The organism is Bifidobacterium sp. 7101 (assembly GCF_000499285.1).
Taxonomy (GTDB): Bacteria; Actinomycetota; Actinomycetes; order Actinomycetales; family Bifidobacteriaceae; genus Bombiscardovia; species Bombiscardovia apis_A.
This window is the reverse complement of record NZ_AWUN01000001.1, coordinates 117481-133929: the sequence shown is the minus strand read 5'-3', so window position 1 is coordinate 133929 and position 16449 is coordinate 117481. Positions and strand designations below refer to the sequence as shown.

At 60.1% G+C, this 16449-nt stretch carries 9 protein-coding genes; 6 read left to right on the top strand and 3 right to left on the bottom strand.

Annotated elements, in window-relative coordinates; translation table 11 throughout:
* Window positions 1-159: 159 nt before the first annotated feature.
* Together P272_RS0100495 and P272_RS0100490 are read left to right on the top strand one after the other, a co-directional pair.
* Window positions 160-5538 carry a Spy0128 family protein gene (locus tag P272_RS0100495; protein WP_155804879.1) on the top strand — a complete coding sequence of 1793 codons (5379 nt, stop codon included), beginning with the start codon at window positions 160-162 and terminating at the stop codon, window positions 5536-5538.
* 238 nt (window positions 5539-5776) lie between these two features.
* Window positions 5777-6193, top strand: a complete 417-nt coding sequence (locus tag P272_RS0100490) for a hypothetical protein (protein WP_015021278.1) — start codon at window positions 5777-5779, stop codon at window positions 6191-6193.
* Window positions 6194-6275: 82 nt separating this feature from the next.
* Here the strand turns inward: P272_RS0100490 and P272_RS0100485 are convergent, their stop codons facing one another.
* Window positions 6276-7046, bottom strand: coding sequence for an MIP/aquaporin family protein (locus P272_RS0100485; RefSeq protein WP_029677613.1), 771 nt, complete (start codon window positions 7044-7046; stop codon window positions 6276-6278).
* 252 nt (window positions 7047-7298) lie between these two features.
* A complete protein-coding gene (locus tag P272_RS0100480) occupies window positions 7299-10793 on the bottom strand; it encodes a DEAD/DEAH box helicase (RefSeq protein ID WP_029677612.1) in 3495 nt (1164 codons plus the stop codon).
* A 160-nt stretch (window positions 10794-10953) separates the two neighbouring features.
* On the opposite strand from P272_RS0100480, the gene P272_RS0100475 reads away from it, so the two are divergent.
* The 4 genes from P272_RS0100475 (at window position 10954) to P272_RS0100460 (ending at window position 15719) form a co-directional block, all read left to right on the top strand.
* Window positions 10954-12426: a DHA2 family efflux MFS transporter permease subunit gene (locus P272_RS0100475; protein WP_029677611.1), complete on the top strand. Its 1473-nt coding sequence runs from the start codon at window positions 10954-10956 to the stop codon at window positions 12424-12426.
* Between the two features lie 101 nt (window positions 12427-12527).
* Entirely contained in the window at window positions 12528-13763 is a 1236-nt protein-coding gene (locus P272_RS0100470) for an FtsX-like permease family protein (protein WP_029677610.1), read from the top strand.
* Window positions 13760-14755, top strand: a complete 996-nt coding sequence (locus P272_RS08765) for an ATP-binding cassette domain-containing protein (RefSeq protein WP_052323057.1) — start codon at window positions 13760-13762, stop codon at window positions 14753-14755. Before P272_RS0100470 ends, P272_RS08765 begins: the two co-directional genes overlap by 4 nt.
* A gap of 82 nt (window positions 14756-14837) precedes the next feature.
* On the top strand, window positions 14838-15719 hold the full coding sequence (locus tag P272_RS0100460; RefSeq protein ID WP_029677608.1) for a hypothetical protein: 882 nt from the start codon (window positions 14838-14840) through the stop codon (window positions 15717-15719).
* Here the strand turns inward: P272_RS0100460 and P272_RS0100455 are convergent.
* Complete coding sequence (locus P272_RS0100455) at window positions 15698-16363, bottom strand: HD domain-containing protein (protein ID WP_029677607.1); 666 nt, start codon at window positions 16361-16363, stop codon at window positions 15698-15700. The two genes, P272_RS0100460 and P272_RS0100455, sit on opposite strands and share 22 nt — an antisense overlap.
* Window positions 16364-16449 lie beyond the last annotated feature (86 nt).

The window sequence follows — 16449 nt, the reverse complement described above, 5'->3', positions numbered from 1 at the left end:
CGCATATCAATAGCGGAATTATAGCCAATGACTTTGTATACTGTTCTGTAAAACTAGCATCGAATGACTCGAGAACCATCGTAGACAGTCGACCGGATGACCTGAAGGGGATGCCCGGCCCGACGACCCAGACGGTCGTCGGCGCTCAAAAGGAGAAACGTGGCAAAGGGTAATTTGAGCAGAAAAGTCCTGGCCGGCCTGTTGGCTATGGCCACGTTAATACCCACTATGGCTATAGCCGACAGTGGACAGACAGCTGATGCCCAGACCATCGCCTCCACATCGACTCAAACCTCGACTCCACAGTTAGACACTGCCGCGTCCGGGGCAACCCAAACCACTCAGAAGTCGAAGTCAACCCCCCAGAACCAGGCCGCGCCCATACAACCCAGCAGAAGGCCGACCTCCAAATCGGCAATCAAGGAGATGCTGGACACCGACGACGCCGTGGTCACTACACTTTCCCAGGCCTCCCGCTCCACCGGCACGGCTCCTTTCGACAACGACAACAGCCCCGGCAACGACCACGATGCAGACAATGACATCGTGCGCACTTTCGATAAGATGTCCTACACCTACTCTTTCGCCGTAAATACCCGCAGCGAAACAACCAGTTATCGCCGAGGCCGAATAGGCTTCCAATTCAGACTGAACCAACCTGAGGATCAGGTCACCTTTGATGTGGATTCCATGGGCTGGGTGGACACTACGCAGGGATACCGGCCAAAGCAAACTACAGAGACCATCGACGGTCATCCGACACAGGTGCTAACCGTTTACAGGCTACTCACCTCCACAGAGAATTTGTCCACCGTTATTCCGGGATCCTCCAGCGTCACTTTGGTCCTCCGGGTCCGAAGCATGCCCAATGGCAGCAAATTCGCCCCCGAGATCCAGGCCTGGGGCGCTCCGGATACCACCACCAAGACCGATCCTGCTTCGGCCACGTCCGAGCCGGTCACCGTATCGGCCAAGCTTAATCTGAACCTGCGAATCACTGGCGGAACCAATGAAGGCTCCGGCAACCAAACCTTCGACTTCAACACCCCAGCCGCCAGCAATTACCCCAACCATGAGTTGGGTAAGCGCAAGGGGATCATCAGCAAGTTCAACTGGGCCGTTGACATGCGTTGGCCCGATCGAACCAAGGGTCTCAAGGGTCTGGAAGTTCCCATTGGCCCCATTACCTTTTCCCTGTCACTGAGCAATTTGTGGCAAACCGCTGGCGGAGATGCCTACCCGAAGATAGAGGATCTGCAACCCTACTTCTGGGACATCGGCACCATCGACGGCGACTTCAACAACAGCGGGCGCAACACCGGCGATCAGGGCTGGAGACCTACTCTTAGCAACTATGGCTATGCCCGATCCACGGGTGGCACGGCTGGGAAGGACCAAGTCCAAGGCAATGGTCAATACACCGTGGCTGAACAGCGCAACAGCCAGGGACTCAGGCTGGACCTGACTTTGAAGGACTATAAAACCAACGACCCCTTCCCCTACCTGGGACACACCTATGCACTAGATGCCAAGTGCACGCCTGCCCTGGCCTCGACTGACTGCACGCGACAGGAAGTGGCCGAAATCTCCACTGGTTACCTATATGTCTTCAACCCCTCCACTGTCGGCGGCAAGGACGTGGCCAACTACTATGGACAGACCGGTCTCAGCTTGCAGAGCAAGGTCGACGACGGCAACCTGAGTGCGAAATCGCTATCAAACCAGTCTTTACCCTCTGCCACCGGCCCCACGGACACGTCAAACCAACCCGACCAGTCCGATGACATGTGGCACAACGTCATCTTCACGCTAGGCTCCAGCACAATAAAGGCAGGCATCAGCAACATCATTCAGTACAGTTGCATGACGGCTCCTAACTTTTTTGATGACGGCGTGGACTGCGGGTGGTGGACTGCTCCTGACAATCTACGGGGGACCGACTCAGCAGTCGCAGGGACCAAAGTGCGGGTAACGGCCGGTTTTAACTTCAAAACCAGCAAGGCTGATCTACCTCTGCTGGGAATGTCCTTGGTCAAGATCGACCCAAAGGTCGTTAGACTGCCGGACCCCGCAGGTCTGGATATTCCCTGGGTCAATGGCATCTGGCAGAACGGAAAATACGCTCAATACGAGTCAACGAGCGATCAAAACCCGTCACAGGAACTGGTCATGTACGCCACCAAACTCGACGGCAAGGACTGGAAAAACGACACTGAGCAAGCCAATGCCGACATAGAGGATCTGAACTTTTATAGCACACAGGAGGAAGCAAAGAAGCATGGCACGGTTGTAGGCATGCTGCTGGGCGGGCACACCGCCGCGCCATCCACGTTTGCCGAAGATAATTCCCGATTCGGCTTCGGCGGATTTGTGATCAACGTCCTCCCCGACGCCAAAGTAGGTTCGGTAGCCCAGCTGACATCAGTTTCGCGCACTTTCACCCGCAGCCAATTAGCAGCTATGGCCGGGCTAAGCCCCGAGAACTCCAGCGATCAGGAATGGGAGGAATGGGCCAAGAAACAGAACCCCTACGAGCTGGCTAAAATCGAATCTCCCGTCTTAGCCACATCCGCCGGAGGCTATACCAAGGCCAGCTATGACCAAATAAACGGTTACCTGGGCGGAGACACCGGCGGCAATGAACATGGGGACAGCCTCTATGTAGCCGGCGAAACCAACACCATCTCCAACGCCGTAGCACAAACAAGCACCAATTCCAAACCCAAAGAATACTTTGACTTAGACAGCGATCAACGGTTCGTTGATTGGCGGCTAACCATCAACACCGGCACTTCAGCTTCCCAAGCCAACAAGGGCGCCCAAACCGAACTCTACATCACCGACAAACTACCGGCAAAGCTCCACTACATCCCCGGCAGCGCCCGATTGGGCGGCACATATACGGAAGCCACGCCTGAGATGGGCCACATAGAGGGCGGAACCGCCTGTGAGCCATCAGTGAGCACGGACCCCGTAACCGGAATCACCACTCTGTCCTGGACACTGACCAACATCCCTGTGGACGGCAACAACCGCGTCATCCACTTCTCCACCTCCCTGGGTGACCTGACTGACCCCAGCAAAGACATCGGCTCCAACGAAGACCTGACGACCTCTGCCACAGTTCAGTCAAAACAGAATATGTCCCAGCCCAACACATACTTGAAGACTGCCGATTCCTTCACCATCCACGCTTGGCGGACCAACACAACCAGCCTTTCCACTTCGGCTGTGCAGGACACTAATGAAGCCGGTGTACCAATCGGCTTCACCAACATGCTGAGCAGCACCTCGGGCAGTGGCAAGCAGCATCACTATGCCATCGACATCATGCCGTACAAACAGACAAGCGGCAAACCCGACTTCCACGGGGAACCTACTTTTGCTGATATGAACGTAAAAGCTTCGGCGGGGGCTAGTCTGAGCGGAATCACCATCCGTTACACCACAGATTCTCGATGGCGGGTGAATGACACGAGTTCCATACAATCCCAGGATTACCTTTCTTGGAACGAGGCTAACTTCAACACAACAAGTGGCGAAGTGAAAATGCCTGAAAACGTGGTCGCCTGGGCCTTCATCATCGATGGGCAGCCCAACCAATTCCGCTATGACATTACTTTCCATATAAATCCCGGAAACAACTCCTCCGGCGACCTCTATCGGAATCGCTGGGGCAATGCACTGAACCAAATGCCTGCCCAGGCCATGGTTGTTCAACGTTCCATCAGTGGCATCGTATGGTACGACCGCGATGGGGACGGCGCCCGCTCTTCGGACGATATTCTGCTTAAAGATGTCAAAGTGACCCTGCTCAACGATACTGACGACAAGCCCGCCAAGTCGGTCGTCACCCCACATGATGATCTGAGCACAAAATCTGATTCCCAAGGCAAGTACGAACTGACCAATATACCGGCAGGGAAATTCCACCTGCGCTTCGACCCCGCTCCGAACACGAACTGGACCCACCTGACTACAACAATCCAAAAGGCCAGCGGAGCCAGCCCGAGCGAAAACTCCTCAGCCAGCGACATATTGGAGGGCGGAACCATGAAAGGCGCCGTCATCAACGATATTGAGTTCCAGAAGGCCGAGGATATGGTGGACACAGCCAGCCAATCCTTGGATTTCAATAACTGCGGCCTGACAGGAACAATGGACACCAATGAAGTGTCTGCCGGAGTCAAAGTACAGATCCAAGGCAGGAACTGGCTCGGTACAGACTCCTTCACACTGGCTGTCGAACCCATGCGTGGCGCACCGTCCGCAGCGTTGCCCAGCCAAATCACCATAGACGCCGACAACCAAAATACCCAGGTGCCTGTCAACGTGTCTGCTCTGCCCGACGATGGCAGCTACGAGTATCGTATACACCAGGAAACCGGCTCCATTCCTGGTCTGACGTATGATCAGAGCACTGCAACCCTGACCCTCACTTTGACAACCGATGCAGCTCAGTTGCACCGTACCGCCACTGCGCAGTGGACTGACAGCGAGGGCAGCAAGATAGACACGGCGGCCTTCACCAACACCTACCAGGCCAAGCCCGCCACGGTCAGGCTCACCGCCGTCAAGCACCTGGACGGCCGGGGCCTGAAGGCCGGGGAGTTCGACTTCCTCCTGCAGAACACGAAGGGCGGCAAGCCGGCCCAGGCATCCAACAAGGCCGACGGGACCGTCGCATTCCCCGACCAGACCCTGTCCGAGGCCGGCGACTACACGTACTCCGTGAGCGAGGCCCGGGGCAGCCTGCCCGGCATCACCTACGACCAGGACACGCACCGGATCACCGTCCACGTCACCGACGACCAGCAAGGCCAGCTCCAGGCCACCGTCACCGGCAACAACCCCACCTTCACCAACCATTACCAGGCCAAGCCGGCCAAGCCCGTCATCACCGCCGTCAAGCACCTGCAGGGCCGGGACCTGAAGGCCAACGAGTTCACCTTCCACCTGTACGACGGGAAGAACGCTGAAGCAGGCTCGGCATCCAACGACGCCCAGGGCAGGATCGCCTTCACCAACCTGGCCCTGGACCAGCCCGGCGACTACCACTACACCATCCGCGAGGACCAGGGCAGCCTGCCCGGCATCACCTACGACCGGCACGAGGCCACGGTCGACGTCCACGTCACCGACGACCTCAACGGCCAGCTCCAGGCCACCGTCGACGGCAAGGACACCACCTTCACCAACACCTACCAGGCCAAGCCCGATAAGCCGGATAACCCCGACGACCCTGACAACTCCGGAGAACATGACAAGCCGAATCAACCGGTAGAACCGAGCAAGCCGAGCGAATCTAATAATGCACCCAACAAAACAGATCAAACTAGTTCCAATAGCCAAAAACCGGCACCAGGAAACCAATCTTCTAGTGACCAAGCGAAGTCTTCTACGAATTCTCAGGCCCTAGCCGCCTCCGGCGCAGACATAGTCATCCCTGTAGCACTGACTGTCGGCACTGCTGTACTAGGCCTGGCACTGATGTGCCTGTTTCGGCATCGCAGGGATCGGGATGCCGGCCTGGACTGATTGTTCCCTGCATGAGAGAACACCGCTAGGCCCCTTCTTCACTAGTGACAGCCACCTATGGCGAACCTCACGGTTCTCTGCCCCTATCTGCAGATGAAATTTGGTATCCTTGCAAGTGGAAGGAATCTCGCATCCAGGGGTCACCGTCGATGATGGACGGTCACTCAAATGATCATGGCTCTGCACGGTCATGATGTCGATTGTCACACGTGCAGACCGTCACACAGAAAGGTCAGTCATGGTAGACGATACAGTCATTGTTGTTGATACTTCCATGTTCGGAAAAGATGCCGCCGCAAAGACCGCCAAGGCCAACGAGGTCGCCCGCAAATACGGCATCAGCGACGAAGCCCTCAAGAAGGTCGAGGATTACAAGAATCAGTTGAGCTACCACCAGGCATGGGACCTGCCTTTCCTGGGCTACGTGGACGAGGACGGCTATGGATATGCCTATGTACCCAACAAGGCAGTCGCAGCCGATGGCTGGGATGCCCATAAGGCTTTCCTGGACCTGCCCGATGATGCCCAGACGGCATTCGCCATCCGCATGCTCTTCACCCATCGCGACGTCGACCGCCATGGCGCAGAGATGTTCCTTCACCACGGCCGCGGGCTGACAGTCCGCTTCCAGGAGCCCACCTCAGCCAGTTACTGAGCTCGAGCTAGCTGACTAACTCGACCCCCGGTCCTGTCGTAATAACCCCCTGACAGGGCCAGGGGCTTTTCCATGCCGACGATCAAGGCAGAAGCCCCATCCAGGCAGGCGCTAACACTCCGATACAAGCTCCGATGATCGGCCCGACAAAAGGTATCCAGGCGTAGCGCCAGTCAGCATCCTTCTTGCCGGACATGGGCAGAAGGCAGTAAGCCAATCGAGCGGAAAAGTCACGTGCAGGATTCATGGCGGCACCAGAAACCCCACCCAGTGCCATTACCAGAACCGTGATGACCAGGGCCACGCCCAGAGGCCCGACTTGCGTAGGCGTTCCCCCATTGAGGAAAACCCAGGTAACCAGGATGGCCGTGCCGATGGCCTCCGATGCCAGATTCCAGAAATTCGAACGTATGGCCGGCTTGGTGCAGAAAATCATGAGTTTGGTATCCGTGTCGGTCGGAAGTTCGAAATGCTTGCGAGTGCCCAGGTAACCCAGGCAGGTGCCAAAGAAAGCCCCCAGGAACTGGGCGGAAATGAAGATGGCCACATTGGCGAAGGTGACCGGAATGCCACCTTTGCCCATGGCAAGGCCGTTCAAGGTCGCCTGTGGATCAATCCAGTGACCGACCACCCTGGCCAACGTTACCGCCGGATTCAGATGGCCGCCCGTTCTCCACCCCGCATATACGCCCACATAGACAGCAAGGCCCCAGCCCAGCGAAGCATTGATCCAGTCGGCTCGATAGGCGCCCGTCTTGGGGAGCGACCTGCTGGCGGCGACCATGAAAGCGATGGCCATCATAAGTGCTGTGCCCAAAAACTCTGACCAGAACATCTGCACGCCGCTGATCATGCTCTCTCCCTCGGCTTCCCGTAATCAAAGGAGCTGAAGATGGCCAGGCTCCCATAACCCGGTAATCGACCGCCGCCAAACCGCCAAGTCCGCAGTGAAGCAACCGTCAATCCGCTTATACACATAGTCTTTCGATTTGACTACCGAATCAAGAATAACCGGAACCGTGACCCAAGGTCCTTGCCAGCGATGATGCCTCCGCTTTCAAAACCACTGACTAATAGATTCGAGTAGATCCACATCCAGAGGCGATCAACTCAGCAGGGCCAGGAGGTCTTTTCTGCTCAGTCTGGCAACGCCGGCGGCACCAGTGGAGGCGGCCGAATCGACAAAGCGCGAGGCCAGGTCGCTCTTGCTATGCTGCAGGTTGAGGATACGCTCCTCGATAGTGTCCTTGGCTACGATCTGGTAGACGTTGACATCCTGGGTCTGGCCGATCCGGTGGGCGCGGTCGTTGGCCTGCTCCTGGGCAGCGGCGTTCCACCAGGGGTCCGCATGGACCACCACACAGGCTCCGGTCAGGTTGAGCCCGGTGTTGCCGGCCTTCAGGGAGATCAGAAAAACCGGCGTGGCATCCCTATTGAACTGTTCCACCAGCTCCAGCCGCCTCTTCTTGGATGTAGCGCCGGTGATCAGGTCGTAGGGCACATCCAGCCGACGGAGCCGTTGAGCTATCAGGTCCAGGTAGGAGGTGAACTGGGAGAAGATCAGCATCTTCCGTCCGGCATCCTGGCAGGAGACCACCAGATCCTCGATGGCATCCAGTTTGGCTGAATCGCCGCGCCGGTCCCGGCCTTGGTCCTGATAAACCAGACGCGGATCGCAGCAGACCTCCCGCAATCTGGTCAGCTGGGCCAGGACCTGGATTTTGCCGACCTCGTACTCCTGATCCCTTTCCTTGTTGAGCGTGGCCCTCAGCTCCTGCTCAAGGGCTGCATAGAGCTTGCGCTGCCGACCCTGCAGGGGCACGCTGATCACGTTTTCGATCTTCTCAGGCAAATCCGTCAGCACCTGGGACTTGAGCCGGCGCAGAATGAAGGGTCCCACCAGGGCCTGGAGCCGGGACTGGGCATCCTGGTCGCCACTGAGTATGGGCATTTCGAAGCGATCCCGGAACCGGGAGTAAGGGCCCAGCATACCCGGCATCAGGAAGTCGAAGATGCTCCAAAGCTCGGACAGCCGGTTCTCTATGGGCGTGCCCGTCAGGGCAAACCGGTGCAAACTATCCAGAGCGCGTACGGCCCGAGCTGCTTTGGTGGCATGGTTCTTGATGTACTGGGCCTCATCCAGAACCAAGGCATACCAGGGTAGACTCCGATACCGGTCCAGGTCCCGCCTGAGCAGATCATACGAGGTAATCAGCAGATCGTAGGACCTGGCCTGATCCAGCAGATCCTGACGCTGGCTGCGCCCCCCGGCCAGGACCGCCACCCGCAGATCCGGCGTAAAGCGGCGGCATTCAGCCTCCCAGTTGTAGACCAAGGAGGCCGGACAGACAATCAGTGAAGGCCCCCGATCCCTGGCCTGATCCCGACGGGAAAGCAGGTAGGCCAGCATCTGTATGGTCTTGCCCAGACCCATCTCGTCAGCCAGGATGCCGCCGAATCCGCGGTCGCTCAGGGTGCATAACCAACGCAGCCCTTCGACCTGGTAGGGTCTGAGCTGCCCGCGCAGCCCGTCGGGGACCCTGAACCCCTGAGGGTCAGGCCTGCGCTCCTTCAGGTAGTCGCGGAAGCTGGAATCGCGATCCTGTTCAGGCACCAGCGCATCCAGGTAGCCGAGCTGGAAGTCAGGCACCCGGACCGGCCCCTTGGCCAGATCAGCCGGGTCGATGCCTAGGTCTTCGGCCAGGGTGTCCACAGCATCCGTATTCAGATCAGCCAATTCGACGAAGGCACCATTACGCAGGCGATGGAAGCGGCGACGACGGCGATGGTCAGCCAGGATGGCAGCAGCCTCATCGGGCCGTACCTCATCGGCGATGGGCGAGATCTCGACCAGACCGGAGCGCACACGCACACCCACGCGGATCTGCGGATGAGAGACGACGCTCAGCCCGTCAAAGGCCGGGGTGGAGAAGACCCGTCCCAGACCCTTGAGCACTGGCAGGCCCTGGGTCAGCAGGGTGTGGATAGCCTCCTCATTCTCCTCGGGGATGCGCGCCAGCCCATCCTCCATCAAGGGGAAATAGCGGCGGACCGTCTGCCGGGCCAAGGACTCATTCTCCCGGTCCCTGCCAGGTACATCCTCCGAAGTAGGGTCAGCACCGACGGACAGAAGACGATCCCCATAGCGGGCCTTGAGGTCACAGCTGACCCCCTGCCGATCCCTGTCCAGGTAAAGCTCGATCCTGCAGGGCGGCCGCCGCCGGGCATCCAGATCCTCGGGCAGACTGGCGGAGAGTCCGGATCCTTCCTGGGCACCCTGATTCAGGTCGGGCAGGACGGTCCGGGCGAACAGATCCAAGTCGTTGGCATCCAGATGAAGATCCCGATCATCGCCAGGGCGGCAGAGAGTCTCCAACAGGTCCCGATGCCGCATGAAATGCGCGCTGCAACGGTGGATGACCGGCCCCAGATCCATTCCTAAACCAGGCTGCGAGGGGCGCACGATAACGAAGGAAGATGCCTGGCCTACGATGAAACGTTCCACGGCCAGGGCATGAGTGATTCGGTAGCCGTCCGCCTCCTTGCTGACCGCGATGCCGGGGTCCGGGTCTCCGTCGACCACCGGGGCAGGCATGGCCTGCAGGAAGGAGTCCTCGGGAGGCGTGTAGTCCAGGGTGAGCCCGGAATCCACGAACAGGTCGAGGATCTGCGCCACCTCGTCGTCGCTGAGCCGGATCCCCGCCAACCCTACACGGGTAAGACGGCGACGCATGCCCCCCTCCTGTTCGGCCAGACTGCGACGGATGGCGCCTGCCCTTTCCAGAATGGTCAGCAGAGCCTGGGCCCGGTCGTCAAAGGTGTCACGAGAATGAATGAAGGCCAGCCGCCGTCCGTAAGACATGAATTCGCCCTGGTCCACGGCACGCAACAGGGCCGGCAGATCCTTAACCAGATAGGCGACTCCGTGGGAGGACAGGGTGATGTGTAGGCGGACCAGCCAGCCGCCGCGCTCACTGGTCAGATCGGGGATCAGCCCGACCGATCCGATAGGTAGGTGACGGCCGCCAACCGGCCCGTTCTCCTGCTTGAGCAGGCTCAGCTGACGGTCACGAAAGGCCTGTCGCCGCCGGCCCTCCTGCCGGTGCATGTAGGCTGCCAAGGGTCCCGAGGTCGACCGGGCGGACCGGGATCGGCCCTCGTCGCCGGCCCAGTCATCCGATCCCGCAAAGGCCTGGCTGGATTCGTTGTAGGCCATGATCAGGGCGACCACATGCTTGCAGGCAGGACCCTGGCGCCCAAAGGCCCGGCAGGTGCAGGAGGAGTCAATGACCCGATGGGCCTGCTCATCCAGCCGAGCCTGGACCATGCAGTCACCGTCCGGCCGATAGGTGGCGGGTACACGCCCTTTGAGAACGGTCAGCGCCCCCAGATGCCGTAGGCGCAGGTCCGTGAAGCGGCGGTCATCCAGCAGTTGATGGGCACGGAAGTAGGCCTTGCCGCCCAATCGACGCAGAGCGGCGTCAGAGATGGTGTCCGGGTCGCCGAAGGTCCGCCCCTCCTCGTCGTCGCCCGGATCATAGAAACCATGGTCTCCTGAACCAACGGCTCTTGACCCGTAGACCGTTGCATGCCAATCCACACGCACCCTCCTTATGGTCTCTGACGACCATTCCCGAGCATAACCTTTTCCGGCCCGATGCGGCACGCCTTCGGCGAAGCGAGTAGACATGCCAACTTACGAAAAAATGACCGCCTCCCTAAGATGGCGTGCTGTTTGTCTGAAGAAGGAGATCATTATCGTGCAAAACACGTCCACCTCTGCCTCCGTTCACCGGTCACGCCCGGCCGTCCCCCATCCCTGGCCGGCCATCGCCGCGCTGATGATCGGGGCCTTCGTGGGCATGCTGAGCGAAACCTCGCTCAATATCGCCCTGCCCAACCTGATGGAGAGCTTCCAGATTCCCGCTGCCACCGTGCAGTGGCTGGTCACGGGGTACATGCTGGTCATCGGCATCGTCCTGCCCTTCTCCAGTCTGATCTCCAAGTGGTTCACCACCAGGCAGACCGTGATCTTCGGCCTGGTCGCCTTCCTGGCGGGCTCGGTGGTCTCAGCCATGGCCCCCACCTTCCCTGTCCTTCTGACAGGACGGCTGATCCAGGGCATCGGCACCGGCCTCATCCTGCCGCTCATGTTCACCGTGGCTATGCTGATCTTCCCGCCGGCGCGACTGGGCACGGTCATGGGCATGTGCGCCTTGGTCATCATGTTCGCCCCCGCCATCGGCCCGACCCTGACCGGAATCATCCTGGGCAAGCTGACCTGGCACTGGATCTTCTGGTTCTTCACCCCCTTCCTGGTTGTGGCCCTGATCTTCGCCGTCTGCTTCCTGAAGAACGTGGGAACCATCACCCACCAGCGGCCCGACCTGGCCTCGATTCTGGAGTCCATTGTCGGCTTCGGCGGACTGGTGGCAGGAGTCAGCCTGGCCAGCAGGTACGGATGGCTCTCCCCGGTCACCCTGATAATCCTGGTCGTGGCCCTAGTAGCCCTGGTCCTCTATATTCGTCGTCAGCTGGGCCTGGAACACCCGGTGCTCAACCTGCGCATCTTCTCCATCCCGGCCTTCCGCTACGGTGCCACCCTGGTCATGCTTGACTTCGCAGTCATCCTCTCCTCCATGTATCTGCTGCCCCAGTTCCTGCAGCGGGGGCTGCTCCTGCCCGTGGCCATGACCGGCATTCTTATGCTGCCCGGCGGCGCCATCAACGCCCTGGTCTCGGCCTTCGCCGGACGGCTCTATGACGGCTTCGGGGCCCGAATTCCCGTCCGTTGCGGATTCCTTGTCGCACTGGTGGGTACGGTCATCCTCCTGTTCACAGGCCCGCACACCCCTGTGGCCCTGGTGGTGGCAGCCCACATCATCCTCATGATCGGCTGCCCCCTGGCCATGTCACCGGCCCAGACCTACGCGCTCAACTCTCTGAGCGGCCCGCAGTCCGGCGACGGAAGCACCATCATCAACACCATGCAGCAGATCGTGGGAGCCGTGGCCACGGCCATCACCACCTCCCTGCTGGCCATGGGCGAAGGTCAGGCAGCCGGAGTAGATAAAGCCCAGGCCTTCACCAGGGGCACCCACTATGGACTGGTCTTCACCCTGGTGCTGATTCTGGCCGCTCTGGCCGTCTCCCTGAAGGTGCGCAACTTCTCCCACGCCGACCTGGCAAAGGTCGAGCAGGACATTCAGCAAGCTCCAAGTTCGCACCGCTAGCTTGGGAGCGTCCTTGGCTAGACTGGAGGACGGCGACCGGACTTAAGGCCCGCCATCGCGGGCCGCCCGGTCATCCCTGGAACGCTATCAGGAAGGGTGTCATGTTCGTTCTCAAGAACGCCTGGTTCACCATCAGGCGGCATGCGGCGCGGAGCCTGGTCATGGCTCTGGCCTGCCTGGTTGTGACGGCGCTGGCTACGACGGCGGCCACCGTGCTCCAGGCTGACACCAAGGCACGTACCACCGACTACGAATCCCAAGAGGTGGATGCCGTCATCAGCCCGCGCAAGGGAACCAAGGCCTCCCCCCTGGGCTGGAACGAGTATTCCAAGTACGCCCAGCGCCTGCAGATGGATGGCATGCAGTACAAGGCCTACTTCCATGAGACCGCGAACATCAGCCCGGAGGGGCTGCCTCAGTCAGGCACATACTCCCTGGTGGGCGTCTCCGACAAGGCAGCTGAACCCACCCTGCCTCACGGCCCCTTCATGCTGGACCAGGGAAAAGGACTGGACTACGCCTCGCAGAATACCTCCGGTACCCAAACCGTGGTGATCTCCAAGCAGATGGCACAGGCCAACAAGCTCAAGGTGGGCGATACCCTGACCATCAAGGATCCCCGCCAGCAGGATCAACAGGTCAAGCTGACCATCTCTGGCATCTATCACTACCGCAAGGCCGCCGACCAGGCAGCCAACCGGGCCGTTTACACGGCCTATCCCACCTTTGCCATGCTGGGGCTGGATACGGCCAGCAAGCCAGGAGATCCTGGCCACGAACTGCTCGTGGCCTTCGTCCTGGATTCACCGAGCACCTACCAAAAGTTCATCAAGGAGCTGCGCAAGGACGGACTCAAGGCCTCGCAGTACGACATCGACTCTCCCAGCCTGAAGGACTACCAGCGGCGGATGGAGCCGGTCCACCAGGCCGCCGGCCAGGCGCGAACCACCATTATCATGGTCTGCCTGCTGGGCGGGCTGATTCTGCTGGGTTGCCTGATCCTCATGCTGCGCGGCCGTGGCAACGAAATCGGCATGGCCATCACCATCGGGGTCCACAAGGCCCGGCTGGGCTGGCAGTTCGCCCTGGAGACCCTTTTGCTCACCCTGCCCGGACTTGCCCTGGGCCTGGCTCTGGGTGCCGCAATCAGTCGACCGCTGGGCCGGTCGCTCTTCCGGCTGGGAAGTCTGGCCAGCATGCCTAATCCTGGTCTAATCTGGAAGATGATTCTGATTGGCCTGGCCGTCTGCCTGGTCCTCGCTCTGGCAGCGGCCGCCAGGGTAGCGGCCTTCAGAACCGCCCAGCTATACACCAATGACCTGGAGGACGAGGCATGAGCGAAAAGACATCGGACCAGCAGCCAGACGAAGAGTCCCAGGCAAAGACCGATCAGAAACAGGCTAATCAGAAGCAAGCCGATCAAACAAAGGTCGACACTGAACAAAAAGCCGACAAGAACACCAACACCGAACCGCTGCCCGAATCCAAGGAAGAGGCAGCCACTCAGACGGGCGAAAAGTCCGAGGAGGATGATTCTTCGGAAGAAGGTGTCTCGCTGGCTGCCTTCAAAGTGGTTATCGAGCACGAAGATACCGAAGATATCGATGACGACCAGGAGGAGGATCCGCTGCTGGAGACCGATGACCAGCGAGTACTGGTTCCTGGCGGATACCCGGTGCTTTCCCTGAAGCACGTGGATTACACGCGCAAGGTCCAGGGTCGCCCCGAACAGATCCTGGACGATGTCGACCTGGAATTCCAGCGCCGCCGCATCTACTCGGTGGAGACCACCTCGCCTTCCGGACGAGCCGCTCTGATGGCCCTGATGACCGGTCTGCGCGCCCCTACCCAGGGCAGTGTGCTCTTCCGGGGCACGGACCTGCGCCAGTTGCTGGCCTCCGATTATCGCGGCCACCAGATCGGAGCCATCTTTGGCACCGATGCTCTGAGGCGCGACCTGACCGCCGTGCAGAACCTTGTTTACACCATGGATGCCAGTGGGCGCACCTTCCTAGGCCCCAAGGACAATCTGGCCCGTCAACTGCTGGATGAGGTGGGCTTCCCGGAGCGTCTGCAGGACAAACTGACGACAGATCTGAACCACCTGGACTTCCGCCTGGCCTCCGTGGCCCGAGCCCTGTGTTGCGAGTGTGACGTGCTCGTCGCCGACGAACCCACCGAGGGGCTGGAGCCGAGCGACTGGGACACCCTGCTGGCCACACTGAAACGGGTCTCCCGCCGTCATGACTGCGCCGTAATCATCCTGACCTCGGGCGGTTCGGACACTGTAGACGAGGGCACCTACGACGACCGGTTCATCGTCGATTGAGTCCCACCCTTCCGGACCGGGAACGGACGACGCTGCACTGATCTGTTCGGTCATCACCCATGAGGAGTGGATACCCCGGGTCATGGCCGAACAGATCGCTTTGTACAACACGGACCCACGTCGGCAGCAGGCGGTCATCCTGCACCATCACCATGGATTCGGACCCGTTCGGGAGGTCGGCGCCAAGGAAGCCATATGGATTACTCCAGGACTGCTGATCGCCCAGAACGCCTGGCTGGCATCCCATGGCCGTCCCTCCTGGGCCCTGTCATCCCCACCGACCATGTGGCTGGATAGGCTGGACCAGTCCCTGACCGGACGCAGGATTCTTACCGTGACGGCCGAAACCGTCCTGACCTGGCACCGACTGCCATCTGGCTTGGGACAGCGCCCCTGGTCACAGCTAGCCGCCGGTCGGGTATCGGGCCTGCCTGCAGCCCGACGAACCCTTGAAGACCTGCAGAGCAATCTACGGACAGCACCTCCGCAATCGCTGATCCGCATCCAGACACACTTGCCCGATATCCATGAGGAATGGCGGGTCATCATCGACAGGGGCCGGATTGCAGCCTCCAGCGGATACTGCCTGCATGAGGGCGAGGACTCCAGAGTCATTACCACGGTCTTCGACGGCGCCGTTTTCGATTCCCGACATCGAACGATCGCCGAAGACTGTGCCCTCCAGGCAGCCAAGGGTCGATCACCTGCCCCAATCAGCGTGGATCTGGCCTTCCTCCGTGGATCGGATCAGCCTCTCGTTCTGGAGGGAAACCCGGTCTGGTGCGCAGCTCCTTACGCTTACGGGCCGCAGGGCATGGCCTCTTTCCTGAAAGCCGTTGCAGCCTGCCGGACCGATCCAGTCGAACCATATCAACCAGACCCGTGGATGCTGCGCGAATTCGGCGGCCGCTTCCGCAGTTCCTGGGGTCCGGTCCGGCAGGATCAGACGATGGTCATGCCGTAGTACTTAGCCAGGGGCTGCAGGTCCGGCACCCCGTACCGGGCCACCAATTGCTTCCATCGGGCCAGGTTGTCGGGACCATACTTTGCCGTGCGCTTGGCGGCGGTGGGCTCGGAGACGAAGATAGGCGGCTGGTGCTTGCTGTGGAACTTGTCCGCATACATGACCACCTCCTGCTCAGGGTTGACCGGCAGGTAGTCGTCCGGCGGCAGGTTCAGGTGCTCCTCCTCCACCTGACGGCGGGTCAGCCCCACCCCGGTATGGTTGCGGGCGAACTGGGCCACCGATTCGTCCACCCCAGCGTCCAGCAGCAGGCGGTAGCCCTCCAGCCCGTGCTCGATGTATCGCTCGCCCTGGAAGGTCAGGGGCCGGCCCTGTGAACCGTCATCCTTGAGGATCCGGTAGGTGCCGATGTCATGCAGCAGGGCACCCGTGCGGACCAGATCACGGTTCAGAGGCCGCTCGGGCAGGATCCCGTCAGGGTCATCACCACGCAACAGGCGTTCGTTGACCTGGTCGGCCATACGTACCGCGAGCGCGGCAATAATCTGGCAGTGGGTGTGTATCAGTTCATAGGCGGCTTGGGAGGGCGCATACTGACGATGCAGGGCCTCAGCCATGGGAACGTTGGGAATCATACCGACCATTCTAAGGATCCTTGCCACAAATGTGACCTTTGCGACGCTTATGCACACTTCAGCGGATAATCAGCCCTGCCCTTCTACTGCCGACA